This window comes from Frankia sp. RB5 (assembly GCF_059816245.1).
Map to the genome: position 1 here is coordinate 1 of NZ_JCBATA010000069.1, position 25071 is coordinate 25071.

A 25071-nucleotide genomic window follows, 5' to 3' on the forward strand; every position below is an offset into this window, starting at 1 on the left:
GCAGGCACGTTGGCCCTGGCGTTCCGACGGGGGCTCGTCCGAGCCCCGCCGGCCGCGCCGGGCCGCGGCCGGCCGGCGCGGTGCGGCGCGGCGGTCGCGTCCGCGGCGCACCTCAGGTGATACGGCCCGGGTGTGGCCGGCCCGAAGTGCCTGGCTCGATCAGGGCATGTCGGAATGCTCCCGGAGGTAGTCCAGTTGGGCCCGGACGGACATCTCCGCGGCCGGCCACAGCGCCCGGTCGGTGTCCGCGTACACCCGGCGGACCACGGCCACCGGATCCGCCCGGGCGGGGGTCGTGCCCGCGTCGGCCAGCGCCTGGCGGACCTGCGCCAGCCGGGACTCACGGTGAGCCAGGTAGCGCTCGGCGGCGGCGCCGGCCGCCGGGAGCTCCGGCCCATGCCCGGGTAGGACGGTGGCCTCGCCCAGGTCCCGCAGCAGCCGCAGGCTGTCGAGGTAGTCGCCGAGGCGGCCGTCGGGATGCGCCACGACGGTGCTGCCCCGGCCGAGGATCGTGTCGCCGGTGAGCACCGCTGGCGCGGCGCGCTCGTCCCCGGCGAGCAGGAACGACAGGGAGTCGGCGGTATGGCCCGGGGTGGGCAGCACGCGCAGCTCCATGCCGGCCAGGCCGAGCACGTCCCCGGCGGCCAGGCCCTCCGAACCGAGCCGGTGGGCCGGATCCAGCGCGCGCACCGGGGCGCCCGTGAGGGCGTGCAGCGTGGCGGCGCCCGCGCTGTGGTCGTGATGACCGTGGGTGAGAAGGATTACGTCGACGCGGCCGCCGGCGGCGGCGACCGCGGCCAGGTGACCGGCGTCGTCCGGCCCGGGGTCGACCACCGCGCAGCCGTCCTCGCCGGGGGCTCGCAGCAGCCAGGTGTTCGTGCCCTCCAGCGTCATCGGACCTGGGTTCGGCGCGAGCAGGACGGCGGCCAGCGGTGTCACCTGGCGCGGGGCGGCGTGGCGGGGGGAGGCCACGGGACTACGCCGACACGTCGCCGCGGCCGCCGGGCAGCACCGCGGCCGGGTCGTCGTACGCCTCGTCGTGCGGCAGCAGCATGTGCGCCTCGTCCCCGGTGACCAGGATCTTCGGGATGATCGGCGACAGGTCGCGGGTGTGCGCGGCGGCCATCACCGAGGCGACGTCGTCATACTCGGCCAGCTCGGCGAGGGTGAAGGCGGTCGGCGGCAGCATCCGCATCGTGCCGGCGTCGTGGCCCGCGAGCGCGTCGACGGGGCGTGTCCACTCCATCGAGGACGCCTCCCGGCTCGGCTGGCCCGGAGACTGCCCGGGCGGCAGCGCCGCGACGAAGAAGCGGGTGTCGTAGCGGCGGGGCTCCACCTCCGGGGTGACCCAGCGGGCCCAGGGGGCCAGCAGATCGCCCCGCAGCGCCAGCCCGTGCTCGCTCAGCAGGGCGCTCAGTGCCAGCTCGTGGCGTTCCAGCGCGGTGCGCGCGGCGTCGCGCGCCGCGGGCGCCAGCGGCGGCGCGCCGGCCGCGCCCTCGACGCCGGCGCGACCACCACCGTCCGCGTGGTCGCTGCCGCCGGTGGTCGGCACGGCGAGCAGGACGCCACACTCCTCGAAGGTCTCGCGAACGGCCGCGCACATGAGTGCCCGAGCGAGCGCCGGGTCGGCGGCGAGGGCACGCAGCGCGTCGGCGGACGGCGGGTCCGCCCAGGGCAGGTCCGCGCCCCGGTCTGTCGGGTCGACCCGACCGCCCGGGAAGGCGTACATGCCGCCCGCGAAGGCCATCCCGGCTGCCCGGCGCAGCAGGTACGCCTCGATGCCCGGACCGTCCGGGGCGTCGCGCAGCATCACCACGGTCGCGGCGTCGCGGATCGCCGCGGGCGGCCCGGCGGGAGCCGACACCCGGATCCCGGGGCCGGCCACCCCGTCGACGACCGCCATCGGCCGGCGGAACAGGGCGAGCAGGGCAGCTTTGTGGTCGGGCATGTCCCCGATGCTAGTGACGGGCCCCGGCCGCCGCCGCCGATCGGACCCGCGGGTCAGCCGCGTGCGGCCGCGGCGACCCGCGCCACCACCTCGATCTCCACCGGGGCGCCCAGCGGCAGCGAGGCGGCGCCGATCGCCGACCGGGCGTGTCGGCCCGCCGCCCCGAAGACCTCGACGAACAGCTCGCTCGCGCCGTTGACGACGGCCGGCTGGCCGGTGAATCCGGGGGCGCTGGCGACGAAACCGACCACCTTGACGATCCGGACGACCCCGTCGATCCCGTCCGCCTGGGACGCGACGGCGGCCAGCGCGTTCAGCGCGGCGACCCGGGCGAGACGGGCGGCCTCCTCCACGGTGACCTGGTCGCCGACCAGACCGGTCGCGAGCAGCCGGCCGTCGGCGATCGGCAGCTGCCCGGCGGTCCAGACCAGGTCGCCGTCACGCACCGCGGGCACGTAGGCGCCGGCGGGGCTCGCCACGGGCGGCAGTGTCACGCCGAGCTCGGCGAGGCGCCGCGCGGGCGTGGTCAGGACTGCCCCTTGGGCCGCTTGAAGTAGGCGACCAGCCCCTCGGGGTTGGTGGGCGCGGGGATCACCTGCACCAGCTCCCAGCCGTCCTCGCCGAACGTGTCGAGGATCTGCTTGGTGTTGTGGATCAGCAACGGAGCCGTGAAGTACTCCCACTTCGTCTGCATGACACCGGACCTTAGAGCATCGACCGGGTAGGCCCCGGGCACCTCGTCCGGACGGTCCGGTCGGCGATGTCGCGAGCGGGCCGGTTCGCCACCGCGGCACGATGGGCGCGGGCTTGCGCGGGTGGCCGCGGCCGGCCGCACGAGTACGGTCGAGCATGTGAGCGGCAAGCGCACCGTGACCGAGGGCCGTGCCGGCGACGACGCCGACGGCACCGGCGGCGGACTCGACGACAGTGACGCAGTGGAGCGCGGTGACGGCTTCGACGGCCCGTGGGATCGTCGGCTGCACATCGTCACCGGCAAGGGCGGGACGGGGAAGACGACCGTGGCGGGCGCCCTGGCGGTGGCGCTGGCCACCGGCGGGCGCCGGGTCCTGCTGACCGAGGTCGAGGGCCGCCAGCAGATCGCGCAGCTGTTCGACACGCCTCCGCTGCCCTACCAGGAGCGCAAGGTGGCGAGCGCCCCCGGCGGCGGTGAGGTGTTCGCCCTCGCCATCGACGCGGACGAGGCGCTGCTGGAGTACCTGGAGATGTTCTACAACCTGCGCCGGGCAGGGAAGGCACTCGGCCGCATCGGCGCGGTCGACTTCGCCACGACCGTCGCGCCGGGAGTGCGCGACGTGCTGCTGACCGGCAAGGTCAAGGAGGCGGTCAACCGCCCGGACGGCACCCGCCCGAGCGGCCTCGCCTACGACGCGGTCGTCCTCGACGCCCCGCCGACCGGCCGGATCACCCGCTTCCTCAACGTGTCCGCCGAGGTGGCCGGGCTCGCCAAGATGGGCCCGATCCGCGCGCAGGCCGACAGCGTGATGGCGGTGCTGCGGCCCGAGCGGGCCGCGGTGCACCTGGTCACGCTGCTGGAGGAGATGCCCGTCCAGGAGACCGTGGACGGCGTCGCCGAGCTCGCCCGGGTCGGCCTGCCGCTCGGCGGCGTGATCGTCAACATGGCGCGCCCGCCGCTGCTGAAGGTCAAGGAGTCCCGGCTGGCCCGCCGCGGTGAGCTGGACCGGGAGGAGATCGCCGCCGGGATCAAGGAGGCCGGGCTGGAACCGACGCCGGATCTGGTCGAGGCGCTCGCCTGGGAGGCGGCCCAGCACGCCGACCGGGTGGCGCTGGAGACGGCCGAACGGGCGGAGATCGCCGCGCTCGGCCGTCCCGTCTACGAGGTGCCGCTGGTCGCGGACGGGGTTGATCTGGGCACCGTCTACCGGTTCGCGGAGCTGCTGCGCGCCCAGCAGATGGTGGCCTGAGCCGATGGCCGCCTCCTCGCCGTCGCCCGCCTCACCGGTCACGCCAGCCTCCTCGCCGGCGTCGTCCGCGTCGTCCGCGTCAGGATCGCCCCCGCCGGCACGGCCGAGGACGCCCCGCTCGAAGCCCCGGTCGTCGTCCGGCGCCACACGTCGCCGCGCGGGCACGCAGGCGCCGAACGGTGCCGCCGCCGGACAGCGGCGCGTTCGACCGCACCCGGCTGGTGTGCCGCTGCTGGACGTGGACGAGATGCTCGACACCGAGCGCATCGTCGTCTGCTGCGGCTCGGGCGGTGTGGGCAAGACCACCACGGCGGCGGCGCTGGCGCTGCGGGCGGCCGAACGCGGGCGCGTCGTCGTCGTGCTGACGATCGACCCGGCGCGCAGGCTCGCCCAGTCGCTGGGGCTGACCGCGCTCGACAACACCCCGTGCGAGGTCGCGGGCGTCGACGTGTCGGCCGGCGGCCGCCTCGACGCGATGATGCTCGACATGAAGCGGACGTTCGACGAGATCGTCCTCGCCCACAGCACGCCCGAGCGGGCCCAGGCGCTGCTCGCGAACCCCTTCTACCAGTCGCTGTCGTCGTCCTTCTCCGGCACGCAGGAGTACATGGCGATGGAGAAGCTCGGCCAGCTTGACGCGACCGGCGAGTGGGATCTGATCGTCGTCGACACGCCGCCGACCCGTTCGGCACTCGACTTCCTTGACGCGCCGTCGCGGCTGGGCACCTTCCTCGACGGCCGGTTGCTGCGGGTGCTGCTCGCGCCGGCCAAGGCGGGCGGGCGGGCCTACGCGAGGGTCCTCGGCGCCGGTCTCGGGATGTTCACCCGGGTGATCACCAAAGTGCTGGGCGCGCAGCTGCTCACGGACCTCAGCCAGTTCGTGGCGGCCTTGGAGACGATGTTCGGTGGGTTCCGCGCTCGAGCGGAGGAGACCTACCGGCTGCTCGGGGACCCGGGCACATCGTTCGTCGTGGTCGCGGCACCCGAGGCGGCGGCGCTGCGGGAGGCGTCCTACTTCGTCGACCGGCTGGACGCGGAGGGAATGCCGCTGGCCGGCCTGGTGGTGAACCGCATGCACCACAGCGATGCCACCGCGCTCACCGTGGAGCGCAGTCTGGCCGCCGCCGAGAACCTCGACGAGCACCGGGAGCATCCCCTGGCCGCGGCGGTGCTGCGCATCCATGCCGAGCGGGTGCGTCTCGCCAGCCGGGAGGCCCGGCTGCGGGAGCGGTTCACCAGCGCCCATCCGGACACCGCGCTGGTGGAGGTGGAGGCGCTGTCCGAGGATGTGCACGACCTGGCGGGCCTGCGTGAGATCGGTCACGCGCTCGCTCGTGACGAGCGGCTGGAGCAGGCGGGCTGACGCGGACGGGCTGACTCCGGCTGCGGTCGCGGCGGGCGCTGTCTGTCGTGCGAGAGGGTCGGCCTGGCGCGCGGCCGGCCTGAGCCTCGTGGCCGGCACGGCCACCGAGCGACACGGCGGGCACTGTCACCGGCGGGCACTGTCACCGGCGGGCACGGCCGCGGGCGGGGGTCCCGGGCGGCCGGCTGGAGCGGGAACGGGGGTTCCGGCGGGGACGACGCTGTCCTCGGACGGAACGGGAGAGCGGGCCGGCTAACCGGCCGAGGCGGAGCGGTGATCCGCCTGGGCGTCGGCGAGCAGCTTGCGCCAGGACGTGACGTCCGGGCGGCGACGCAGCAGCGCGCGACGCTCCCGTTCGGTCATGCCACCCCAGACGCCGAACTCGACGTGGTTGTCGAGGGCGTCGGCGAGGCACTCGGTGCGGACGGCGCAGCCGAAGCACCGGGTCTTCACCCGGTTCTGGGCGGCGCCCTGGACGAACAGCTCGTCCGGGTCGAGGTCGCGACAGGCGGCGTGAGCCGTCCAGTCGCCGTCGACGGTGGAGCCGACGAGCTGGGTCGGGTTGGCACGCAGGGTCGTGCTGACGGCGGGGGCCAGGCTTCTGGTCATGCCACCTGCCTTTCTTCTCGAGTCCGGGTCAGGGGGCCCGTGCGGGTGGTGACGTGGCGTTGACCCGAAACCGTACGGAGTGGCGTGGCCACGGCACAGACCCCACACGGGTGGTTATCCAAATGACTAGTCCGGGCCATTGATCCGGATCGCCTTGGTAGTGCGGTCTGTGACAACGGTATGTCCGTTGGGTGACAATGAGATATCACCGCATCTGGCGCCGTAGCTCGGCGATGGTCCCGACGCCGGGCGGACGCGGGAGCCGCTGTGTAAGGACCACCCTCGCGGGGTGGCCCGTTGGTGGGCAGGCCGCCTGACCGGCGGAGCGAGGCGATGTGGAGGTCGTCACGCCTCGTCCGGGGCTCGCCCGCGCAGGTCGGCGGCGTGACGGCCGCCGGATTTGCCCTGCCCCAGGTCAGGGCGTTATCAACCCGGTTGGACAGCCATCTGGCCGTAGTTCTACCGTCCTCGCGTCCCGGGGCGAGGCCGGTTGCTCGGATGTTGGCCCGTATGCTGCGACTGGTGTCCCAGCCTGGCTGGACGGAGGTCCGCCGATGACCACGCCCCCTGGGCCCCGGGCGCCGGGCGGGTGGACGCCGCCTCCGGGGCGGCGGCCGGCGTCGCCGGGTTCTGGCGTGCCCGGGGCCTCGCCCGCGCCCTCCGCGTCCGCTGGCTCGTCAACGTCCGCATCGCCCATGTCGGCGTCGGCCAGGCGGTCCTCCGTACCCGCGCCGCCGAGCGCCGGGCGCGGCGTCGGCGGCGTCGGAGACCTGTACCGGCCGGGCTTCGGCGGGCGCCCGAACGCTGGCGGTACCCGCACCGCCGCCACCCGTGGCGGCGGTGACGACGCCCATGGTGGCCGGCCGCGCGGCGTGGTCCGCCGGTGGGCGCGCGGGCTGGTCGGCCTTGCGGCGATCAGCATGCTGGCCGGCCTGCTCGTCGCGATGCTGGCGTTGCCGATGGTCGGCGCCGTGGGCCTGACCGCGAAGGACAGCGCCGACTCCTTCCTCGACCTGCCGGAGAACCTCACCGTCCCGCCGCTCGCGCAGGCCTCCCGCATCCTCGATGCCCGCGGCAACCAGATCGCCGTCCTGTCCGGTGAGCAGAACCGCGAGGTCGTCCCGCTCAGCCGGGTACCCAGGGTGATGCGCCAGGCGATCATCGACATCGAGGACTCCCGGTTCTACGAGCATGACGGGCTCGACTACAAGGGCCTCATCCGCGCCTACCTGACGAACCGGGAGAACGGCGAGGTGACCCAGGGCGGGTCGACACTGACCCAGCAGTACGTCAAGAACGTGCTGCTGATGTCGGCGACCACGCCGGAGGAGAAGAAGGCCGCCACCGAGCAGACCGTCGATCGCAAGCTGCGCGAGGCGCGGTACGCGCTCTACCTGGAGGCGCACCTCAGCAAGGACGAGATCCTGGAGCGCTACCTCAACATCGCCTATTTCGGCGACGGCGCGTACGGCATCGAGGTGGCGGCGCGGCACTACTTCGACGTCGACGTCGACGCCCTCACCCTGCCGCAGGCGACGATGCTCGCCGGGCTGGTGAAGAATCCGACCGCCTTCAACCCCGCGTTGCATCCGCAGGCCGCCCAGGAACGCCGCAACGTCGTCCTCGACCGCATGTACCAGCTGCACCACGTCAGCCAGGCGGACTTCCGCCGCGCGCACGACTCCCCGGTGGTGCTCGACCGTCGTTCCCAGTCGGCCGACCCGTGCGCGGACTCGGGCGCGCCGTTCTTCTGCGCGCTGGTGCGCCAGGAGCTGCTGCGCGACAGAACCTTCGCCCCGACCGAGGAGGACGCGCGCAGGCTCCTGTTCGAAGGCGGTCTGACCATCAGAACTACGCTGGACCCGGTCGCCGAGCAGGCCGCGCAGTCGGCCGCGAGCGAGGTCATCCCGGTCGGCAACCGGGTGGCGGCGAGTGTGGTCACGATGCAGCCGGGCACCGGGCAGGTGCTGGCCGTCGCGATCAACCGGGAGTACGGTCCGACCGCCGACGGGAAGCCGGCGAGCGAATCGACCGACTTCACGCACACGAAGGAGGTCTACCCGGCCGACGAGGACTCGTTCAGCCCGGGATCGACCTTCAAGGTGTTCACCCTGATCTCGGCGCTGCAGGCGGGTCTGCCATTGTCGACGACACTGCACGCCCCCGTCTGCTACCACTCGGACGTCTTTCCGAACCCGGATCCCGGCGGCAAGAACTGCTACGGCAACGCCGACCCGAGCGAGGACGGTTTCTACTCGTTGACGACCGCCACCTGGGGGTCGGTCAACACCTATTACATCCAGCTCGCCGAGAAGCTCGGCGTGCTGCGCACGGCGCAGATCGCCCGGCGGATGGGCGTCAGCTCCTGCCGCATCCGCGAGCAGGGCAACAACGACCCCGAATGCAAGGGGATCGACGGAATCGGCCGGGTTGACGGCTCGTCCATTCTGGGTTCCAACGAGATCAGCACCATGGATCTGGCGACCGCCTACTCCACGCTGGCCGCGCGCGGCCGCCGCTGCGACCCCCGCACGGTCACCGCGATCACCCAGCGGGTCGGGGGTGCGGACCGCCCGCTGCCCTTCAACGCCGGCGCGCCCTGCGAGCAGGTGCTCGACCCGAAGATCGCAGACACGGTCAGCTCCGTCCTGGAAGGCGTCATCAGCCACGGCACGGCCAGCGGCAACGCCCAGATCGGCCGGCCGGCCGCGGGCAAGACGGGCACCGCCGAGGGCTTCAGCACCGCCTCGTTCGCGGGCTACATCCCGCAGCTGGCCACGGCCGTGACCCTGGCCGACCCGCGCGGGCCTACGTCGCATCCGCTCACCGGCGTGCTGGGGCGCAACGTCTTCGGCGGTGGCTACCCGGCGCAGATCTGGGCCCGAACGATGACGCGGACGATCAATGGCCTCGGCCTGCCGGTCGAGCCGCTGCCGCAGGAGGACGAGACCCGGCCACAGGTGCCGACGAAGGCGCTGCCGAACGTCATCGGCCAGCCGCAGGCCGTGGCCGAGCAGGTCCTTGTCCAGCTTGGCTTCCACGTCTCCTCGCAGCCGGTCCCCGCGCCGGTGGCGCCGGGGACGGTGGTGACCATGTCACCCGCCCCCGGCAGCCAGGTGTCCCTGAACACGGAGATCCAGCTGGGGATCTCCGGCGGCCTGACCGGCGCGCAGATCCTGCCGGGCGGCTCGCCGCCGGCCGGCCTCGGGCAGGGCGGCCAGCCCGCCCCCGGCATGTTCCAGGTGTCGCCGCGCGACCAGCTCGGGCTCGGCGCGGCACTGGACGGCGGATCCGAGCCCGCCGATGACACCCGACCTCGCCGAGGTCGAGGGCGAGACCGTTAGCCGCGTAGTCGGATCGTGTTCCTCGCGGTCGTGCTCGGCGGCGCCCCGGTCGGAGGGTGGAGGCGGCGGTCAGGTGCCGGCGAGGCGGGCCTTCACCAGCGCGGCGACCCGGCCGCCCTCGGCCCGCCCGGCGACGGCGGCCTGCACCGACCTCATGGCCGGGCCGATGGCCTTCGGCCCGGACAGCCCGAGCTCGCCGAGCACCCGGTCGATGATCGCGGCCAGTTCGTCGTCGCCGAGCTGGCTGGGCAGGTACTCATCGAGCACCTCGCCCTCGGCGCGCTCCCGGGCGGACTGCTCGCCGCGGCCGGCGTCGGCGTACGCCTCGGCCGCCTCGCGGCGCTTCTTGACCTCGCGGGTCAGGACCTTCAGGATCTCCGCCTCGTCGAGAACGCGCGCCGTGTCGCCGGCGACCTCGGCGTCCTTCACGGCGGCCAGTGCCAGCCGCAGGGTGGACGTCCGCAGCTCGTCGCGGGCCTTCATCGCGGTGGTCAGGTCGGCGCGGAGCCGCTGCTCCAGCTGGCTCCGTTCCGTGGGGGTACTCATAGTCCAGCAAGCCTATGGTCCCGCCGCCGGACTGGCCACGGCCGCCAGGCACCGACCGCCGCCGGACGACGCCGGGTGGGCACCGGGGTGGCGGTCCGGCGGCGCGCGGGGAAGGTGAGAGTGTGGGACACGGTCGCGGGGTAGCCGCGATGGTGGTGGAGCCACGGGAGGAGCCGGTGGTGGGCGGTCAGCGCGGGGCGGTGCGGACGATGGCGGGCGTCACCGCGGCGGCCGGCTCGGCCGTGCTCGCGTACGGCGCGCTGTACGAGCGCACGGCCTACACGTTGCGCCGGGTCGCGGTGCCCGGGCTGCCGGCCGGGGCTCGGCCGCTGCGCCTGCTGCACCTGTCCGACCTGCACGTCACCGTCCGCCAGCGGGGCAAGCTCGCCTGGCTCGCCGATCTCGCCCGGGTAGTGCCGGACCTGGTCACCCTGACCGGCGACATCCTGTGCGCGGACGACGCGCGGGGGCCGCTGCTTACCGCGCTGGAGCCGCTCGCCTCGTTCCCGGGCGTGTTCGTCCCCGGCAACAACGACTACTCCGCCCCGACTCTGCGCAGCCCGCACCGCTACCTGCGCGCGCATGTCCGCGCCGACCCCCGGGGCGAACCCCTCGACTGGCCTGGTCTGGCCAAGGAGCTCACGGCCGGGCTCGGCTGGACCGAGCTGACGAACACCCGCGGCGTGATCGCGGCCGGTGGCCTGCGGATCGACCTGCGCGGCGTCGACGACGCCCATCTGGGCCGGGACCGCGCGGAGCTGGTGGCGGGGCCGCCCCAGGCGGGCACCGACCTGGCGATCGGCCTGTCCCACACGCCGGAGCCCCGGGTGCTCGACGCGTTCGCCGCGGACGGCGTCGGCCTCGTCCTGTCCGGGCACACCCATGGCGGCCAGATCCGGCTGCCCGGGATCGGCGCCCTCGTCGGCAACTGCGGGTTGGAGCGGTCCCGGCTGCGCGGCCTCTCGCGGCATGAGACGGCGTCCGGTTCCTGCTGGCTGCATGTGTCACCCGGGCTCGGGACGTCGCCGTTCGCGCCGGTCCGCCTCGGCTGCCGGCCCGAGGCGACACTGCTCACCCTCCTCCCGGCGGGTCCCTGACGCCCCGCGCGCCGCTCACGTCGATCCGTCAGGTATGCTTCTCCTCGGTCGCGGGGTGTGGCGCAGCTTGGTAGCGCGCTTCGTTCGGGACGAAGAGGTCGTGGGTTCGAATCCCGCCACCCCGACCAGGCACGATGGCAGGCCCTGAGCATCCGGTCGGAGGCTCGGGGCCTGATCTTTTTCACCCGCCGGGCAAGGGACGGGGCGGAGGCCGGGCAGGGCTCGGCCGCGAAGCGGTCTGTCCCGTTTGTCGCCCGCCGGCCGGGGGCATTTCGCGGCGGCCGGGAGGTGGTGTGGCGCCGGCTCCGGGGTGTTCTACCGTGTAGCCAGCAGTTCCGGGCTCATGATCGATCATTGGCCCGTATACGTTACGATCGCACGATGGAAAAGGGGAAGCGGGAGACTGTGGCCAAATACCGTCGAGTGGTCGTAAAGCTGAGTGGTCGAGCGATTGCCGGCTCGGCAGAATTCGGGTTCGACTCCAGTGCGCTCGAGCATCTCGCCCGGGAAATCATCGCCGTCCGCCAGTCCGGCGTCGAGGTGGCCATCGTCGTCGGCGGCGGGAACCTCTTCCGCGGCAACCAGTCCGACCGGTGGGGCATAGACCGGGTCGAGGCCGACAACATCGGCATGCTGGGCACGGTCATCAACAGCCTGCTGCTGCGCGGCAAACTGACCGCGCTCGGCGAGGACAACCTGCGGGTGATGACGGCGGTGCCGGTGCCCGCGGTCGCCGAGCCCTATATCCGGCTGCGTGCCGCCCACCTGCTGGAGAAGGGCGCCACGGTGATTCTCGCCTGCGGCAACGGCCAGCCCTTCCTCACCACCGACTATCCGGCGGTGCAGCGGGCGCTGGAGCTCGGCGCCGACGCGGTGCTCGCCGCCAAGGACGGCGTCGACGGCGTCTACGACAGCGACCCGAAGATCAACCCGGACGCGCGGCGTTTCTCCCACCTCAGCTACGACGAGGTGATCAGCCGGGGGCTGCGGGTGATGGACCAGTCGGCGTTCATCCTGGCCCGCGACTTCGGAATTCCGCTGCATATCTTTGACATCGAGCAGAAGGGTGCGATGACGGCGATCTGCCGTGGTGAACACCGTGGCACCGTCATCACCAGCACCGGCGCGGAGCCGGGCGAGGCGGCGCTCGCGGGCTCGGCCGAATCGGCGGTCTGAGCCGGCGGCCCGGGCCGCCCGTTTCTTTCCGATTCCGCGTACCGGCGCCGTATTCCCGTATTCCCGGATTCCGGATCCCTGGTCCTCCGGGCTCCCGGATTCGCGGACTCCCGGCGCCGAGAACCGGCGCCGGGGTCACGCGTCGGCAGGGATCAGGAGCAGGAATACGTGACGGCCGGCGAGGTGTCGGTCGCGGTGACGCCGTCCGCGGTGCCGGTGGTGACGGTCTTGAACTGGGTCTGGCCGCTGAAGTCACAGGGGACCCAGGTGCCGTCGCCGACCGCCGTGCCGCCCCAGAACGACTTGGTGACCGGCTGGCCGGCGTCGACCCACTGGCCGTTCGCGTACTTGCGCAGCTGGTTGCTGATGGTCATGTTGCCGGTGTACCAGCTGTCACAGGCGATGTTGCCGTTGCCGAAGATGGTCGACCCGCCGGTCGGCGGCCAGGCGGTGACGCTGCAACCGGTCTTCGGCATCGGCGTCGCGGCGGAGGCTGGCGTGGCGGCGCCGAACAGCGTCACGGCCATCGTGCCGGTCGCGCCGATGGCCGCGGTCCGTAGGGCTGCGCGGGTACGGGGCATGCTGTCCTCCAGGGTGACAGTGGGGCGGGGTTCTCGGGCAGGGGTCGTGCCCGGGGATCAGCCGTGCACGGCCCCGAAGACATGGGTGCGGATCCGCGGTGGCGGCGGTCCGAAGAAGGTGCTGACGGTGGCGAGCAGCGGGCCGCGGGGCGCATCCCGCTGGTGGTCCGGGGCGGCCTCGGCGAGGGTGACGACGTCGAGGCCCATGAGCACCACCTGGCCGATGCCGTCGCGCAGGCCCCATTCCCACCGGGCCCGGCCGTGGTGCAGGTCGACGGCGCTGGTGCGGGTCGGCCGGTGCCCGGGGTAGGGCGCCAGGCACCGGCCGATGAGGTCGGTGAGCGCCGCGACGCCGATCGCCTCGCCGAGTGGGTTCGCGTACCGCACCCGCGGGGCGCAGCACTCCGACAGCAGCCGTGCCCGCACGGTGGGGTCGCCCGCCGCCCAGGCCGCGTGCAGGTGGTCGGCGAGGGCCTCGATCCTGGATTCGGCCGAGGGGCGCGCCGGCGGCGTCACGGCGCGAACCGCCGTCGGGCCTCGGCCCGCTGGAGCTTCCCCGACGGGGTCTTCGGCACCGTTCCGGGCGCGAGCACGACGACGGTGTGCGGACTCACGCCGAGCGCGGCCCGCACTTCGGCGGCGACGGCGAGCCGCAGCTCCGCCGGATCGGTGCCCCGGGTCTCGACAGCCACGGCGAGGCCTTCCCCGCCCGGGTGACCTGGCCGTTCGTAGTGGAAGGCGACGACGTTGCCGAGCCGGGCTCCCGGCGCGCGGGCGGCGGCGCGCTCCACCTCCTCGGGATAGATGTTGCGCCCGCCCAGGACGATCACATCCTTGCGCCGCCCGCACACGACGAGGTCGCCGTCGACGAGGTAGCCGAGGTCGCCGGTCGGGAACCAGCCGTCGTCGGCGGCGAGCCGGGCCGCGGAGCCGGGGTCGCCGTGATACCGGGAGGACACCGACGTGCCGCGGACCCGCACCTCGCCGACCGATCGGTCCGGCAGGATGGCGCCCGAGCCCGGATCGGTGACCCGCACCGACAGGCCCGGGATCGGCTTGCCGAGCATGACCAGCCGCCGCGCGCGGGCGCCGGCGGTCGCGGCCCGGGCCGATCCGGCGGCCAGCGCCTCCGCGTCGACGGTGTCCAGGCGCGGCCGACGGCCGGGAGCGGAGAACGTCACCGCGACGGTGGCCTCGGCGAGCCCGTAGGCGGGGGTGAAGGCGGTGGCGGGCATCCCGTGCTCGCCGGCGGCGGCCAGGAACTCGTCGACCGTCGCGGGGTCGATCGGCTCCCCGCCGCACAGCGCGTAGCGCAGGCAGGACAGGTCGAGGCGGGGACCCGTCCGCAACAGCCGGGCGGCCAGCGCGTAGGCGGAGCCGGGGGCGACGGTCGTGGTCGCGCGGTGCTGGGCGACCTGCCGCAGCCAGCTCGCCGGGCGGGCGAGGTAGTCGGCGGAGGATGCCAGCAGCGTGTCGCAGCGGCCACAGGCCAGTGGCAGGACGAGCCCGCCGACGAGGCCCATGTCGTGGGACAGCGGCAGCCAGGACAGCATGCGGCCGTGCACCGTCTCGTGGCTGGTCGCCACCCGGATGCCCTCGATGTTCGCGGCCAGGTTGGCGTGCGTGATCCGGGCGGTCCTCGGCGCGCCCGTCGTGCCGCTGGTCAGCTGCAGGATCGCCGGATCGTCCGGCGTGAGCGCCGGCGGGTGCCAGCTCACCGCCGGCGCGGCGCCGACCGCCTCGGCCAGCGCGACCACCCGGGCGCCGCCCCGCGCGAGTGGTCCGGCCGCCGCCTCCCACGGGGCGCCGACCAGCACGAGCGGGTCGCCGAGGGTCTCGAGGCGGGTGCGGGTGTCGGCGAGGTGGCGGGCGAGGTCGACGGTGCGGCCTGGGGCGGGGGCCATCGTCAGGCTGCCGCCGGCGAGCCATGCCGCCATCGCGGCGGTGACGGTCGCCCGCGAGGCGGCGGCGATGATGACGACTGGTCGGCCCGGGCCGACGCCGCGCGCCTGCAGGCCGGCGGCCGCGCGGCGGGCATCGCGGTACAGGTCGGACCAGCTGACCCGCTCGCCGCCGTCAGGCGCGAGGAAGGTGACGCCGCTGCGCCCCCCGGCCGCACGCCGCATGCGATCCAGCAGATAGACCGGGTCCGGCCCGCAGGCGCGGCCCGATGGCGCGGTCCGGTCCGGCGACATGGCCTGATCCGGCGGCATGGCCCGATCCGGCGGCATGGCCTTATCCGGCGACATGGCCTGATCCGGCGACATGGCCTGATCCGGCGGGGCGGCCCCGGCGGCGGGGGCCCGTTCCCAGAGGTTGACCATTGTCCATTGCTTTCTGCGGCGGTGGGTCCCCGGGCTCAGATATCGTCGCCCGCGGCGTCCCGATAGACGGCGAGAATGAGGCGGTCCCAGTATCGGCCGCGATAGAAGTCGTGCCGGCGCAGACGGCCTTCGAGGATCAGGGAACCATCCGCGGAGTTGGCCCGATCGGCCCCGGCGAACTGCGGATAGTTGAATTCCGGAACCTCGAAGTAGAGTTTCCGGAAAGGCCAGATGTCAAAGATGTACCGGACGAACAGATCGAGGGCCTCGACGGCGAGCCCGGAGCCGGCGTACTCGGTGCGGACGGCCGCGCCCACGTACGCGTAACCCAGGGAGAACTCCGGGTTGTAGCAGATCGCGTGCCCGATCGGCCGGCCCGCGTCGATCGACTCGATCAGGAACTGGGTCAGTACCCCCTGCCACAGCTCCTGCTCGAACTGAGGGTACGAGGGCACCGAACCCCGGTACCGCCAGCGGAAGCCGACCTCGGGCGTCACGGCCAGCTCGTACAGGAACGGCGTCGACGCCGGCAGCACGGGCAACAGGCGCAGGAAGCGGCCGGCGAAGCGCGGTGCCGGTGGCGACTGTGCCGGTGGCGACTGTGCCGGTGGCGACTGTGCCGGTTGCGCACCGCCGTCCGCCCGCGCGGCGCCCACTGCCGGCCCCTGACCGGGTGGTCCTGGGACGGCGGCGCTCCCGGCGCCGGCCGCGGTCGAGCCGGCCCGGTAATGGCCGTAGAGCTCGCCGACCGTGGCGACGTCCAGCCAGTTCGCCTCGGAGATGTCGGCGCCGAGTTCCGTCATGTAGAGACAGAGGTCGAGAAGGCGGAAGGAATCGAGACCGAGGTCCTCGTGAAGCCGGCTGCCGGCCGTGACCGACGCGTCGGGAAAACCAAGCCTGCGGGCGACAAGCTGCTCGAATTCGTCGTGTTGGAGCATGCTACCTGTTCTGCAGGACGATTTCGGGCAGTGCGAACAGGAAGGACCGTAGCAAGTCCCGCGGAAGGACAGCAACGACGATGACCCGTTCCGGCTAGCGCGCGTCGGCGGCGCCCTCCCGCCGGGTCAGGGCCGGCCCGACCCGACCCGCCGATCGCCGGCAGTCCGGGATCGGATCGGGGTCGGCTCGAGCCGGGGCCGTGGTCAGTAGGAACGGGCGACCAGGGCGACGAGGTCGTCGCCCTGGTCGCCGGCGGCGGGAACCGCGCCGTCCGGCGTCTGCAGGCAGCGGATGCTCAGTGCGTCCTGCGTGAGGCGGGCCTCACCCTCCTCGCCGACGAGGCGCCAGGGGATGCGGGCGAAACCGGTCTGCGCCGCGGCGGCCGCGTCCGCCAGCGTGCCGACGTCCGCGGTGCGGCTCTCCCGCAGCTCCAGCGCCTCGGCGAACAGGGCGGCCTGGACCTCGTCGAGCAGCGCGGGCACGCGGGTCGAGACCTCGGCCAGGGCGACCGGCGACTTCGTCGAGTTGTCGCGGCGGGCCAGGGTGGCGTTTCCGGCGGCGAGGTCGCGCGGGCCGACCTCGACCCGCACCGGGATGCCCTTGATCTCGGCGTCGGTGACCCGGCGGCCGAACGACAGGCCCGGGCGAGCGTCGAGCTGGGTGCGCACGCCCGCGGCGGTCAGCGCCGTGGCGAGCTCCCGCGCGGCGGCCACGACGGCGTCGTCGTCGCGCACCGGCAGCACGACGACCTGCGTCGGGGCGAGCCGCGGCGGGATCCGCAGGCCGTTGTCGTCGCCGTGCGCCATGATCAGGCCACCGACCATGCGGGTGGAGCAGCCCCAGGACGTCGTCCAGGCGAGGTGGCGTGCGCCGTCCGCGCCGAGGAAGTCGATGTCGAAGGCGCGGGCGAAGTTCTGGCCGAGCTCGTGGCTGGTCGCCATCTGCAGGGCCTTGCCGTCGCCCATCATGCCCTCGCAGGTCACGGTGTTGGTGGCGCCGGCGAAGCGCTCGCGGCGGGTCTTCGCGCCGACGAAGACGGGGATTGCCAGCACGTCCGTCAGGAAGTCCCGGTAGACCTCCCGCGCGATCCGGCGGGCGTAGGCGGCGGCGTCGGCCTCGTCCGCGTGCGCGGTGTGGCCCTCCTGCCAGAGAAACTCGCTGCTGCGCAGGAACAGCCGGGGGCGCAGCTCCCAGCGGACCACGTTGGCCCACTGGTTGAGCAGCAGGGGCAGATCGCGGTAGCTCTGGGTCCACTTGGCCAGGTACTCGCCGATGACGGTCTCGCTCGTGGGCCGTACGACGACCGGTTCCTCGAGCTCCTTGCCACCGCCGATGGTGACCACCGCGAGTTCGGGGCTGAAGCCCTCGACGTGCTCGGCCTCCCGGCGCAGGTAGCTCTCGGGGATGAACAGTGGGAAGTAGGCGTTGACCGCGCCGGCCGCCTTGATCCGCGCGTCGACGTCGGCCTGCATGCGCTCCCACAGGGCATAGCCGTACGGTCGGATGACCATGGTCCCGCGGACGGGACCGTTGTCGGCCAGTTCGGCCTTCGCGAGCACGTCCTGGTACCAGCGCGGGAAGTCGGTCGCACGGGGAGTGAGTACAGCCACCCCGCCACGATATTGCCTGCGCCGGGAATCCCGGCGATCGCCTGCGCCGGGTTCCCGGCGGCCGGAGCGGGCGGCGCCGGGAACGGCGGCGGTGCCGACGTCCGGGAGCCCCGGGCCCGGGAGACCGGGTGCCCGGGTGTCAGGTCAGGTGCGGGCTCGGCCGGGGCGGCGCGTCGGTGCCGACGACGAGCTGGTCGTCGCGGCCTGTCTCCCGGAACACCAGCGAGACGTCGACATCGCCGTGGTGGCTGACCAGGCAGGCGGTGGGCGGGACCAGGATCATGGCGGTGGTCAGGTCGGCCGCGGTGGCCCCCGGCGCCAGGACCAGCTCGTGCCGCACGACCGGGCCATCGTGGACCATGACCACCTCGGCGAGGGACGGCGGGCGCCCTCCCGTGACCGGCCGGGGCTCCGGCAGGAGATCGTCGCTGTCGACGGTGCTCATCTTCTGGCCGTCCTCCTCTGTCTGCGCGTCTTCACTCATCGGAATGTAGATCTTGCGTCGAGCGAGAATCTGGCGTCGCGCTCCCGATCCCTGTCCGCTCGGCGTCTTCCTCGATACTGTCAGCAATATCGATGTTGCTGACCAGCAAATCACGATCGGCGGCTCGTGACTACCGGAGATGTCCGGACAGAGTGGACGTCGCGTAACTCCGCGCGAACGTCCTGATCATCTGCGTAGCGCCGCGCGCGGGTTGGCCGCTTCGTCGGCTGCGCCCCACTGCGTCACCCGGCACAAGGGAGGGCACCGGACACGCCGTGCGCCACGGGACAGAGCGTGTGATCATCGGACGCGCGGGGGTGATCGGGCGCACCGGACGGTCCGGGCATGTCCGCACGGGTCGTGCCGCGAGGCGCGTCGATGAACATTCGGTATCACCGGGACACCGTTCGGCCGCCGGCTTGATGTCCTTTGATGACCATCGAGCGGCGGGCGCCCGTCATCCGCGACGGTGGCTGATCGACTACACCGGGCGTGCATCATCCTGCCGGGTGGTCGGCCGCGCGTCCGAGGCTCCGTCGGCCCTTGTCCTTATCTTGTCCAGGGGTTGTCCATGCTGGTCGCCGGGGTGCCGGTCGACCGCCGCTGGCCTGCGGTTGCTTTGGGACGGCGAGGTGCCGGCCCCGGGCTCGCCGCCAGGCCGCCGCCCGCGTGTTGGTAACCATGTGTCGTGAATTGTGTACACACTGCCGCAAGTTCCGCAGGTCCGTCTTGGTCAACGGGCCGTAAATCCTCCGACATGGATGTGTTTCGGTTGGTGACGGGTTGGCGTATGCGGTTGTTCATCTTTCGTTCATGCTGGATCGCTTCGATTCTCGCCGGCACCCCAGTCCGGGGGGCGGACGACATCTGCGCCGTGAACGGCGCGAGGACGAAGGGTTGCTTGTGAAGCTAGGCAGGCGTCAGGCCGCCGTCGGGGCCGCGATGGTGGCTCTGCTCACCGTGGCGGCGTGTGGGACTGATGACAACAGCGACTCCGGCGGCTCCGGGACGAAGCCGTCGGGGACCGCGAGCGCGATCGCGTGCGCGAAGGGCTCGATCACGGGTTCCGGCTCGTCCGCGCAGAAGAACGCCGTCGACGAGTGGGTGAAGGCGTACCAGAGCGCCTGCTCCGGTGCGACGATCAACTACCAGTCGACGGGCTCGTCGACCGGTCGCCAGCAGTTCATCGGCAAGCAGGTCTCCTTCGCGGGCTCCGACTCCGCGCTCAAGGACCAGCAGAAGATCGACGCCGACGCGCGCTGCGCGCCCGGCACCGCGGTCGACCTGCCGATGGCCGTCGGCCCGGTCTCGCTGATGTACAACATCTCGGGCGTCAAGGACCTGCAGCTGTCGGGTCCGACCCTGGCGAAGATCTTCGCCGGTAAGATCACCAAGTGGGACGATCCGGCCATCAAGGCCGAGAACCCCAGCGCCTCGCTGCCCAGCGCGACCATCGCGACGGTGCACCGCTCGGACGGCTCCGGCACCACGGACAACTTCACCAAGTTCCTGAAGGCCGTGGGCGGTGCTGACTGGACGTTCGACTCGGGCTCGGACTGGAAGGCCCCGGGCGGCCAGGGCGCCAAGGGCAGTGACGGTGTGACCTCCACGGTGAAGTCCACCGAGAACTCCATCGGCTACGCCGAGCTGTCCTACGCCGAGAACGCGGGCCTGTCGACCGTCAAGGTCAAGAACGCCGCCGGTGAGTACGTCGCGCCGAGCACCGATGGCGCCTCGCTCGGCCTGAGCACCGCGAAGATCGCCGATGGTGACGACCTGAAGCTCACCTTCGACTACACCACGGCCACCAAGGGCGCCTACCCCGTGTACCTGGTGACCTACGAGATCGCCTGCACCAAGGGCCTGCCGGCCGACCAGGCCGCGCTGGTCAAGTCGTTCCTGACCTACACGGCCTCGGACGCCGCCCAGACCGCCATCGGCGACCTCGGCTACGCGCCGCTGCCCGACGCGGTCGCGACCAAGGTCCGCGCGGTCATCGCGACGCTGTCCTGACGACCGGAACCGGTCGGTAGGAGACACCCGACCGGCCAGCCGGTACCCGCGGTGGGGCACCACGCCCCACCGCGGGTTCGTCGGTATCCGGCTCCCCGCCGGCTCGGCGACACCCAGCTGACGCACGGCATCCAGCTGACGCACGGCACCAAGGAGAGGACCATGACGACGGAGCCGGACAGCTCGGCGGACGACGCCGGGCCACGGGGAACCGCTTCGGCGACGGACCCGACCCCCGCCCAGCTCGTGACCACGAGCAAGGCCAAGATCGGTGCGGCCGACCTCATCTTCAAGAACCTGACCCGTACGGCCGGCATCGGGCTGCTGGTGCTGATCGCCGCGATCGCGCTGTTCCTGGTGCTGCGCGCCACCGACGCGCTCAGCGCCAACACCGGCAACTTCTTCGGAACCCAGGAGTGGTTCCCCAACCAGACGCCGCCGAAGTTCGGCGTCGCGGCGACCCTGTTCGGCACGATCGTGACCGCCGCCATCGCGATGATCATCGCGGTGCCGGTGGCCGTCGGGATCGCGCTGTTCATCACCGTCTACGCGCCCCGCCAGCTGGCGTCGGTGCTCGGCTACGTCGTCGACCTGCTCGCCGCGGTGCCGAGCGTCGTCTACGGCCTGTGGGGCCTGATCGTCCTCGCCCCGCACATGAAGGGCACCCAGCTCTGGCTCAACGACGTCCTCGGCTGGATCCCGCTGTTCAGCGCCGACGCGGTCGGGCGGTCGTTCCTCGTCGCCGGCGTGGTGCTCGCCATCATGATCCTTCCGATCGTCGCCGCGCTGTCCCGCGAGGTCTTCCTCCAGGTGCCCAACGCCCACCGGGAGGCGGCGCTGGCGCTCGGTGCGACCCGCTGGGAGATGATCCGCACCGCGGTGCTGCCCTACGGCCGCCCCGGCGTGATCAGCGCGTCGATGCTGGGCCTGGGCCGGGCGATGGGCGAGACGATCGCCGTCGCGCTGGTGCTGCCCGCCTCGTTCAAGATCTCCGTCCACTGGCTGGAGCCCGCCGGCAACACGATCGCCGCGAACGTGGCGAACGGCTGGGGTGAGGCCAACGAGATCGGCCGGGGCGCGCTCATCGCCTCCGGTCTCGTCCTGTTCATCGTCACGATGGTCGTGAACATGATCGCGCGCGCCATCGTCGCCCGCCGCCGTGACTTCTCGGGGAGCTCCGCATGAGCACCGCGACCGCGCCGGAGCCCGTCGTCACGGGTGAGGACCGGCTCAACCTGCGGGGCCAGACCCTGCCCCGCTGGACGCCGCTCGCGGTGGCCGCCGGGTCCGTCGTCCTCGCGCTGCTGATCTACTTCGTGACGCCGGTCGACAGCGAGATCCAGATCGTGCTGATGGCCGCGATACTGTTCCTGATCGCGATGTCGGCGGCCTCGACCGTGGTCGAGGGCGCGCGGCGGGCACGTGACCGGTTCGCGACGACGCTGGTCTACACCGCGTTCCTGCTCGCCTTGATCCCGCTGGTCGCCGTCCTGGTCAGCGTGATCAGCAAGGGTGCCAAGCGGCTCGACCTCGACTTCTTCACCCACTCGATGAACAACATCGGCGCTCGCGACGCCGGCGGCGGTATCTACCACGCGATCATTGGCACGGTCGAGCAGGTCGTGATCGCCAGCGCGATCGCGGTGCCGTTCGGCCTGCTGGTCGCGATCTACCTGGTGGAGTACGGCCAGGGCCGGATCAGCCGGGTGATCAGCTTCTTCGTCGACGTGCTCACCGGTCTGCCGTCGATCATCGCCGGTCTGTTCGTGCTGTCGTTCTGGGTGCTCGCGCTCGGCTTCGGCTTCTCCGGGTTCGCCGGCGCGCTGGCGCTCGTCGTCCTCATGATCCCGACGGTCGTGCGGTCGTCGGAGGAGATGCTCAAGCTCGTCCCGAACGAGCTGCGCGAGGCCGGCTACGCGCTCGGGGTGGCCAAGTGGCGCACGATCCTCAAGGTCGTCGTCCCCACGGCGCTGCCCGGCATCGTGACCGGCGTCATGCTGGCGGTCGCCCGGGTGTCCGGCGAGACCGCCCCGGTGCTGCTTACCGTCTTCGGTACGAACCTCATCAACAGCAACCCGTTCTCCGGCGAGCAGAGCTCCCTGCCTCTGTACATCTACTCGCAGGCCGGCCAGCCCCAGCAGTTCGCCATCGATCGCGCGTGGGCCGCGGCGCTCGTGCTGATCATCATCATCATGCTGCTCAACCTCATCGCCCGGCTGTTCGCCGGACGCAACCGGTTGAAGTGACCCGAACCGTCCTCCAGGCAGATCGCGAGTCGAGGTTGTCATGGCCACCCGCATTGACGTAAACGGGCTGACGGCGTACTACGGCAAGTTCAAGGCCGTGGCCGACGTGAACCTGACCATCGAGCCGAAGAACGTCACCGCCTTCATCGGGCCGTCCGGCTGCGGAAAGTCGACGGTTCTGCGCACGCTCAACCGGATGCACGAGGTGCTCCCGAACGCCCGGGTCGAGGGCGAGGTCCTGCTCGACGGGGAGGACCTCTACGGCCCCGGCATGGACCCGGTCAACGTCCGCCGCACGGTCGGCATGGTGTTCCAGCGGCCGAACCCGTTCCCGACGATGTCGATCCGCGAGAACGTGATCGCCGGCCTCAAGCTCAACGGGGTGCGCAACAAGGCGCTGCTCGACGAGCGGGTCGAGGAGTCGCTGCGCGGCGCGAACCTCTGGGAGGAGGTCAAGGACCGGCTCAACCGGCCCGGCGCCGGCCTGTCCGGCGGTCAGCAGCAGCGGCTCTGCATCGCCCGGGCGATCGCGGTGGAGCCGCAGGTCCTGCTCATGGACGAGCCGTGCTCCGCGCTCGACCCGATCTCCACCCTGGCGATCGAGGACCTCATCACGAAGCTGAAGTCGAGCTTCACCATCGTCATCGTCACCCACAACATGCAGCAGGCGTCCCGTGTCAGCGACTCCACCGCGTTCTTCTCGCTGGAGAAGACCGGCGACCCGGGCCGTCTCGTCGAGTTCGACAAGACCTCGAAGATCTTCAGCAACCCGACGGAGAAGCGAACCGAGGACTACGTCTCCGGACGGTTCGGCTGACCTCCACCGGAGCGAACGGACAGGACGAGCGGATGCTCCCGGGACGCCGAGGGTCCGGTCCACCCGGGGGAGTCGACCGCGACACGGTGCCGGCCGCACGGCCGTCCCACGCCGACCAGGCGGGGACGGCCGCGGCGGCCACGCCACTGCCCACCCGACCAGCGCCGGCCGCGGCCCTGCCAACGCCCCCGCGGCCAGCGCCCGAGCCGCCGACGTCGTCCGCTCCGGCGGCATCCGTGCGGGCCACGCTCGCCCAACCGGCCTCGGCCCCACGGCCGACGGCGACGGTCAGGGCCGCCGCGATCACCGCGCCCGGCAGGCCGGCGCTGCTGATCGCCGACTGCGACGTCGACGACGAGATGGTGGACGCGATCATCGGCGGCGGCGTCGAGGTCAGCGTGGTGGCCGACGGCGCGCTGGCGCTGCTGGAGATCGGCCTGCAGCAGCCGGCCGCGCTGCTGATCAGCGCCCGCCTGCCCGTCGTCGACGGCGTGACCGTCGTACGGACCGTACGCAGCGTTCCCGGGCATGACGAGGTGCCCATCCTGCTCGCGGTCGGCCCCGACGACCGGCCCGCCGCCGCCGCCGGGCTCGACGCCGGCGCCAGTGCCTGTGTCGGCAAGCCCTATCGGGTGCCGGAGGTCCTCGCCATGGTCGGCGGCCTGGGCAGCGGGCGCCCCGGCGGCCCGTCCTCGCGCGCGCCCGGAGCCGACGTGCTGCGCGGCGGGCTCGTCATGCTGGACCGGGCGGCCCACGAGGTCCGCCTGGACGGCGCGCTGGTCGCCGTGCCACCCCGGGAGTTCCGGCTGCTCGCGCTGCTGCTCGAACAGGCCGGGCGGGTCGTCCCGCGGGAGACCCTGCTGCGCGAGGTCTGGGGCTCGGCGGACACCGAGACGAACACCCTCGCAGTGCACGTCCGTCGCCTGCGCCGCCGGCTCGGCGAGACCGCCGGCCAGCCGACCGTCATCGAGAGCATCCGCGGCGTCGGCTACCGCTTCCGGCTGGCTGCCCCCGAGCTGGGCTGAGCCTGAGCTGGGCTGGGTTCGAGCTGGGCTGAGCCTGAGCTGGGCTGGGTCCGAGCTTGGCTGGGTTCGAGCTGGGCTGAGCCCGCGCGGTGGGTCAGGCTGGCGGGTCAGGCGGGCAGGGCGTAGACGCCGGGGGAGAGTTCGGCGACCAGGCCGTCCTCGATCAGGCCGGCCAGGGCACGGCCGCGCTGCACCGGTTCGTCCCACACCTGGTCGAGCAGCATGCGGTCGACGGGATGCTCGGCGTCGCGCAGCACCGCGAGCAGCCGGCCGCGGACCTGGCGGTCGGTGCCGGCGTAGCCCTGCGGCCGGCGCGCCGGACCGGTGCCCGCGGGGCTGCCCGCGGCGACCCAGGCGCACTGCCCGAGCAGCGGGCAGGCGGGGCAGCGGGGCGTGCGGGCGACGCAGACCAGCGCGCCGAGCTCCATCAGCGCGGCGCTGGTCATGGCGGCGGTCTCGGCGTCGGCGGGCAGCAGCTCCGCGACGGCGGCCAGGTCTCGGCGGCTGACGGTGGCGGGCGGGTCGGCCCGGCCCTCCACGGCCCGGGCATACAGCCGGCGCACGTTCACGTCGACCACCGGATGGCGCTGGCGGAACGCGAACGCGGCGACGGCCCGGGCGGTGTAGGCGCCGACGCCGGGCAGGGTGAGCAGCGCGTCAAGCTCGGCCGGGATGACGCCGTCGTGCCGCTCGACGACGGCGGTCGCGGCCTGGTGCAGCCGCAGGGCACGGCGCGGGTAGCCGAGGCGGCCCCAGGCGCGCACCGCCTCCCCGGCGGGTTCGGCGGCGAGCGCCGCCGGCGTCGGCCAGCGGGCCAGCCACGCCTCCCAGACAGGCAGCACCCGGGTGACGGGCGTCTGCTGCAGCATCACCTCGCTGACCAGCACCGCCCACGGCGTCGTGCCGGGATGGCGCCAGGGCAGGTCCCGCGCGGCGACGGCGAACCAGTCGAGCACGAGCCCGCCGAGCTCTGGGGTTGTGGTGGTGGTCATCCACGTCATCGTGC

Annotated in this window: 23 protein-coding genes and 1 tRNA gene; 11 read left to right on the forward strand and 13 right to left on the reverse strand. The window is 72.9% G+C overall.

Annotated features, from left to right (window positions below; genetic code table 11):
- Positions 1 to 159: 159 nt before the first annotated feature.
- From AC6EXY_RS27305 to sp36, 4 genes are read right to left on the reverse strand one after another with little or no spacing between them, the layout of a single operon-like run.
- A complete protein-coding gene (locus AC6EXY_RS27305) occupies positions 160 to 972 on the reverse strand; it encodes an MBL fold metallo-hydrolase (protein WP_243407942.1) in 813 nt (270 codons plus the stop codon).
- A gap of 4 nt (positions 973 to 976) precedes the next feature.
- Complete coding sequence (locus tag AC6EXY_RS27310) at positions 977 to 1948, reverse strand: NUDIX hydrolase (protein ID WP_101834039.1); 972 nt, start codon at positions 1946 to 1948, stop codon at positions 977 to 979.
- A gap of 53 nt (positions 1949 to 2001) precedes the next feature.
- Complete coding sequence (locus tag AC6EXY_RS27315) at positions 2002 to 2442, reverse strand: RidA family protein (protein ID WP_423748147.1); 441 nt, start codon at positions 2440 to 2442, stop codon at positions 2002 to 2004.
- A 32-nt stretch (positions 2443 to 2474) separates the two neighbouring features.
- Positions 2475 to 2642 (reverse strand): Sp36 family protein, encoded by a 168-nt coding sequence (gene sp36 / locus AC6EXY_RS27320; protein WP_009741752.1) that lies wholly within the window; start codon positions 2640 to 2642, stop codon positions 2475 to 2477.
- A gap of 121 nt (positions 2643 to 2763) precedes the next feature.
- Here sp36 and bagA point away from each other — a divergent pair, with 121 nt between their 5' ends.
- Positions 2764 to 3891 carry an ATPase BagA gene (bagA, locus tag AC6EXY_RS27325; protein WP_101834041.1) on the forward strand — a complete coding sequence of 376 codons (1128 nt, stop codon included), beginning with the start codon at positions 2764 to 2766 and terminating at the stop codon, positions 3889 to 3891.
- A gap of 4 nt (positions 3892 to 3895) precedes the next feature.
- Positions 3896 to 5254, forward strand: a complete 1359-nt coding sequence (bagB, locus tag AC6EXY_RS27330; RefSeq protein ID WP_243407943.1) for an ArsA family ATPase — start codon at positions 3896 to 3898, stop codon at positions 5252 to 5254.
- A 252-nt stretch (positions 5255 to 5506) separates the two neighbouring features.
- Here bagB and AC6EXY_RS27335 read toward each other — a convergent pair whose 3' ends face one another.
- The gene (locus tag AC6EXY_RS27335; RefSeq protein WP_101834042.1) at positions 5507 to 5863 is read right to left on the reverse strand and encodes a WhiB family transcriptional regulator; all 357 of its coding nucleotides are present in this window, start codon (positions 5861 to 5863) and stop codon (positions 5507 to 5509) included.
- Positions 5864 to 6558: 695 nt separating this feature from the next.
- Between AC6EXY_RS27335 and AC6EXY_RS27340 the strand changes: the two genes are divergently transcribed.
- Positions 6559 to 9207, forward strand: coding sequence for a penicillin-binding protein (locus AC6EXY_RS27340; protein ID WP_423748148.1), 2649 nt, complete (start codon positions 6559 to 6561; stop codon positions 9205 to 9207).
- Positions 9208 to 9276: 69 nt separating this feature from the next.
- Here the strand turns inward: AC6EXY_RS27340 and AC6EXY_RS27345 are convergent, their stop codons facing one another.
- Positions 9277 to 9753: a GatB/YqeY domain-containing protein gene (locus tag AC6EXY_RS27345; RefSeq protein ID WP_499818609.1), complete on the reverse strand. Its 477-nt coding sequence runs from the start codon at positions 9751 to 9753 to the stop codon at positions 9277 to 9279.
- Positions 9754 to 9962: 209 nt separating this feature from the next.
- On the opposite strand from AC6EXY_RS27345, the gene AC6EXY_RS27350 reads away from it, so the two are divergent.
- The 3 genes from AC6EXY_RS27350 to pyrH all read left to right on the forward strand — a co-directional run bounded on the left by AC6EXY_RS27350 (position 9963) and on the right by pyrH (position 12026).
- Positions 9963 to 10850 carry a metallophosphoesterase gene (locus AC6EXY_RS27350; protein ID WP_480014734.1) on the forward strand — a complete coding sequence of 296 codons (888 nt, stop codon included), beginning with the start codon at positions 9963 to 9965 and terminating at the stop codon, positions 10848 to 10850.
- Positions 10851 to 10901: 51 nt separating this feature from the next.
- A tRNA-Pro gene (locus AC6EXY_RS27355) sits at positions 10902 to 10978 on the forward strand.
- Positions 10979 to 11204: 226 nt separating this feature from the next.
- Complete coding sequence (pyrH, locus tag AC6EXY_RS27360; RefSeq protein WP_499818610.1) at positions 11205 to 12026, forward strand: UMP kinase; 822 nt, start codon at positions 11205 to 11207, stop codon at positions 12024 to 12026.
- Positions 12027 to 12178: 152 nt separating this feature from the next.
- Here the strand turns inward: pyrH and AC6EXY_RS27365 are convergent, their stop codons facing one another.
- The 6 genes from AC6EXY_RS27365 to AC6EXY_RS27390 form a co-directional block, all read right to left on the reverse strand.
- The gene (locus AC6EXY_RS27365) at positions 12179 to 12607 is read right to left on the reverse strand and encodes a hypothetical protein (RefSeq protein ID WP_101834052.1); all 429 of its coding nucleotides are present in this window, start codon (positions 12605 to 12607) and stop codon (positions 12179 to 12181) included.
- A gap of 57 nt (positions 12608 to 12664) precedes the next feature.
- On the reverse strand, positions 12665 to 13123 hold the full coding sequence (locus AC6EXY_RS27370; RefSeq protein WP_101834054.1) for a hypothetical protein: 459 nt from the start codon (positions 13121 to 13123) through the stop codon (positions 12665 to 12667).
- Positions 13120 to 14802 (reverse strand): long-chain-fatty-acid--CoA ligase, encoded by a 1683-nt coding sequence (locus AC6EXY_RS27375; RefSeq protein WP_499818611.1) that lies wholly within the window; start codon positions 14800 to 14802, stop codon positions 13120 to 13122. Before AC6EXY_RS27375 ends, AC6EXY_RS27370 begins: the two co-directional genes overlap by 4 nt.
- A 164-nt stretch (positions 14803 to 14966) precedes the next feature.
- Complete coding sequence (locus AC6EXY_RS27380) at positions 14967 to 15869, reverse strand: phosphopantetheine-binding protein (protein WP_499818612.1); 903 nt, start codon at positions 15867 to 15869, stop codon at positions 14967 to 14969.
- Positions 15870 to 16073: 204 nt separating this feature from the next.
- Entirely contained in the window at positions 16074 to 17480 is a 1407-nt protein-coding gene (gene proS / locus AC6EXY_RS27385) for a proline--tRNA ligase (RefSeq protein WP_101834058.1), read from the reverse strand.
- Positions 17481 to 17619: 139 nt separating this feature from the next.
- Complete coding sequence (locus tag AC6EXY_RS27390) at positions 17620 to 17964, reverse strand: hypothetical protein (RefSeq protein WP_243407944.1); 345 nt, start codon at positions 17962 to 17964, stop codon at positions 17620 to 17622.
- Between the two features lie 903 nt (positions 17965 to 18867).
- Between AC6EXY_RS27390 and pstS the strand changes: the two genes are divergently transcribed.
- From pstS to AC6EXY_RS27415, 5 genes are all read left to right on the forward strand, one after another.
- Entirely contained in the window at positions 18868 to 19977 is a 1110-nt protein-coding gene (gene pstS / locus AC6EXY_RS27395) for a phosphate ABC transporter substrate-binding protein PstS (RefSeq protein ID WP_243407953.1), read from the forward strand.
- A 162-nt stretch (positions 19978 to 20139) separates the two neighbouring features.
- A complete protein-coding gene (gene pstC / locus AC6EXY_RS27400) occupies positions 20140 to 21162 on the forward strand; it encodes a phosphate ABC transporter permease subunit PstC (RefSeq protein ID WP_101834148.1) in 1023 nt (340 codons plus the stop codon).
- Positions 21159 to 22223: a phosphate ABC transporter permease PstA gene (gene pstA, locus AC6EXY_RS27405; RefSeq protein ID WP_101834062.1), complete on the forward strand. Its 1065-nt coding sequence runs from the start codon at positions 21159 to 21161 to the stop codon at positions 22221 to 22223. The genes pstC and pstA overlap by 4 nt, the downstream gene beginning before the upstream one ends.
- 40 nt (positions 22224 to 22263) lie before the next feature.
- Positions 22264 to 23040: a phosphate ABC transporter ATP-binding protein PstB gene (pstB, locus tag AC6EXY_RS27410; protein ID WP_101834063.1), complete on the forward strand. Its 777-nt coding sequence runs from the start codon at positions 22264 to 22266 to the stop codon at positions 23038 to 23040.
- A 32-nt stretch (positions 23041 to 23072) separates the two neighbouring features.
- Complete coding sequence (locus AC6EXY_RS27415) at positions 23073 to 24065, forward strand: winged helix-turn-helix transcriptional regulator (protein WP_341477268.1); 993 nt, start codon at positions 23073 to 23075, stop codon at positions 24063 to 24065.
- Between the two features lie 107 nt (positions 24066 to 24172).
- Here AC6EXY_RS27415 and AC6EXY_RS27420 read toward each other — a convergent pair whose 3' ends face one another.
- Positions 24173 to 25057, reverse strand: coding sequence for an HhH-GPD family protein (locus AC6EXY_RS27420; protein WP_207770501.1), 885 nt, complete (start codon positions 25055 to 25057; stop codon positions 24173 to 24175).
- Positions 25058 to 25071: the final 14 nt, after the last annotated feature.

Bases quoted from the DNA above. Each gene is read 5' to 3' on its own strand.
- AC6EXY_RS27375 (WP_499818611.1), bottom strand. From the start codon at position 14,802: ATGTCGCCGGACCGGACCGCGCCATCGGGCCGCGCCTGCGGGCCGGAC.
- AC6EXY_RS27350 (WP_480014734.1), top strand. From the start codon at position 9,963: ATGGCGGGCGTCACCGCGGCGGCCGGCTCGGCCGTGCTCGCGTACGGC.
- AC6EXY_RS27345 (WP_499818609.1), bottom strand. From the start codon at position 9,753: ATGAGTACCCCCACGGAACGGAGCCAGCTGGAGCAGCGGCTCCGCGCC.
- AC6EXY_RS27310 (WP_101834039.1), bottom strand. From the start codon at position 1,948: ATGCCCGACCACAAAGCTGCCCTGCTCGCCCTGTTCCGCCGGCCGATG.
- AC6EXY_RS27365 (WP_101834052.1), bottom strand. From the start codon at position 12,607: ATGCCCCGTACCCGCGCAGCCCTACGGACCGCGGCCATCGGCGCGACC.
- sp36 (WP_009741752.1), bottom strand. From the start codon at position 2,642: ATGCAGACGAAGTGGGAGTACTTCACGGCTCCGTTGCTGATCCACAAC.
- AC6EXY_RS27420 (WP_207770501.1), bottom strand. From the start codon at position 25,057: ATGACCACCACCACAACCCCAGAGCTCGGCGGGCTCGTGCTCGACTGG.
- AC6EXY_RS27390 (WP_243407944.1), bottom strand. From the start codon at position 17,964: ATGAGTGAAGACGCGCAGACAGAGGAGGACGGCCAGAAGATGAGCACC.
- bagB (WP_243407943.1), top strand. From the start codon at position 3,896: ATGGCCGCCTCCTCGCCGTCGCCCGCCTCACCGGTCACGCCAGCCTCC.
- pstA (WP_101834062.1), top strand. From the start codon at position 21,159: ATGAGCACCGCGACCGCGCCGGAGCCCGTCGTCACGGGTGAGGACCGG.
- pstB (WP_101834063.1), top strand. From the start codon at position 22,264: ATGGCCACCCGCATTGACGTAAACGGGCTGACGGCGTACTACGGCAAG.
- AC6EXY_RS27340 (WP_423748148.1), top strand. From the start codon at position 6,559: ATGTCGGCGTCGGCCAGGCGGTCCTCCGTACCCGCGCCGCCGAGCGCC.
- AC6EXY_RS27380 (WP_499818612.1), bottom strand. From the start codon at position 15,869: ATGCTCCAACACGACGAATTCGAGCAGCTTGTCGCCCGCAGGCTTGGT.
- AC6EXY_RS27335 (WP_101834042.1), bottom strand. From the start codon at position 5,863: ATGACCAGAAGCCTGGCCCCCGCCGTCAGCACGACCCTGCGTGCCAAC.
- pstC (WP_101834148.1), top strand. From the start codon at position 20,140: ATGACGACGGAGCCGGACAGCTCGGCGGACGACGCCGGGCCACGGGGA.
- AC6EXY_RS27415 (WP_341477268.1), top strand. From the start codon at position 23,073: ATGCTCCCGGGACGCCGAGGGTCCGGTCCACCCGGGGGAGTCGACCGC.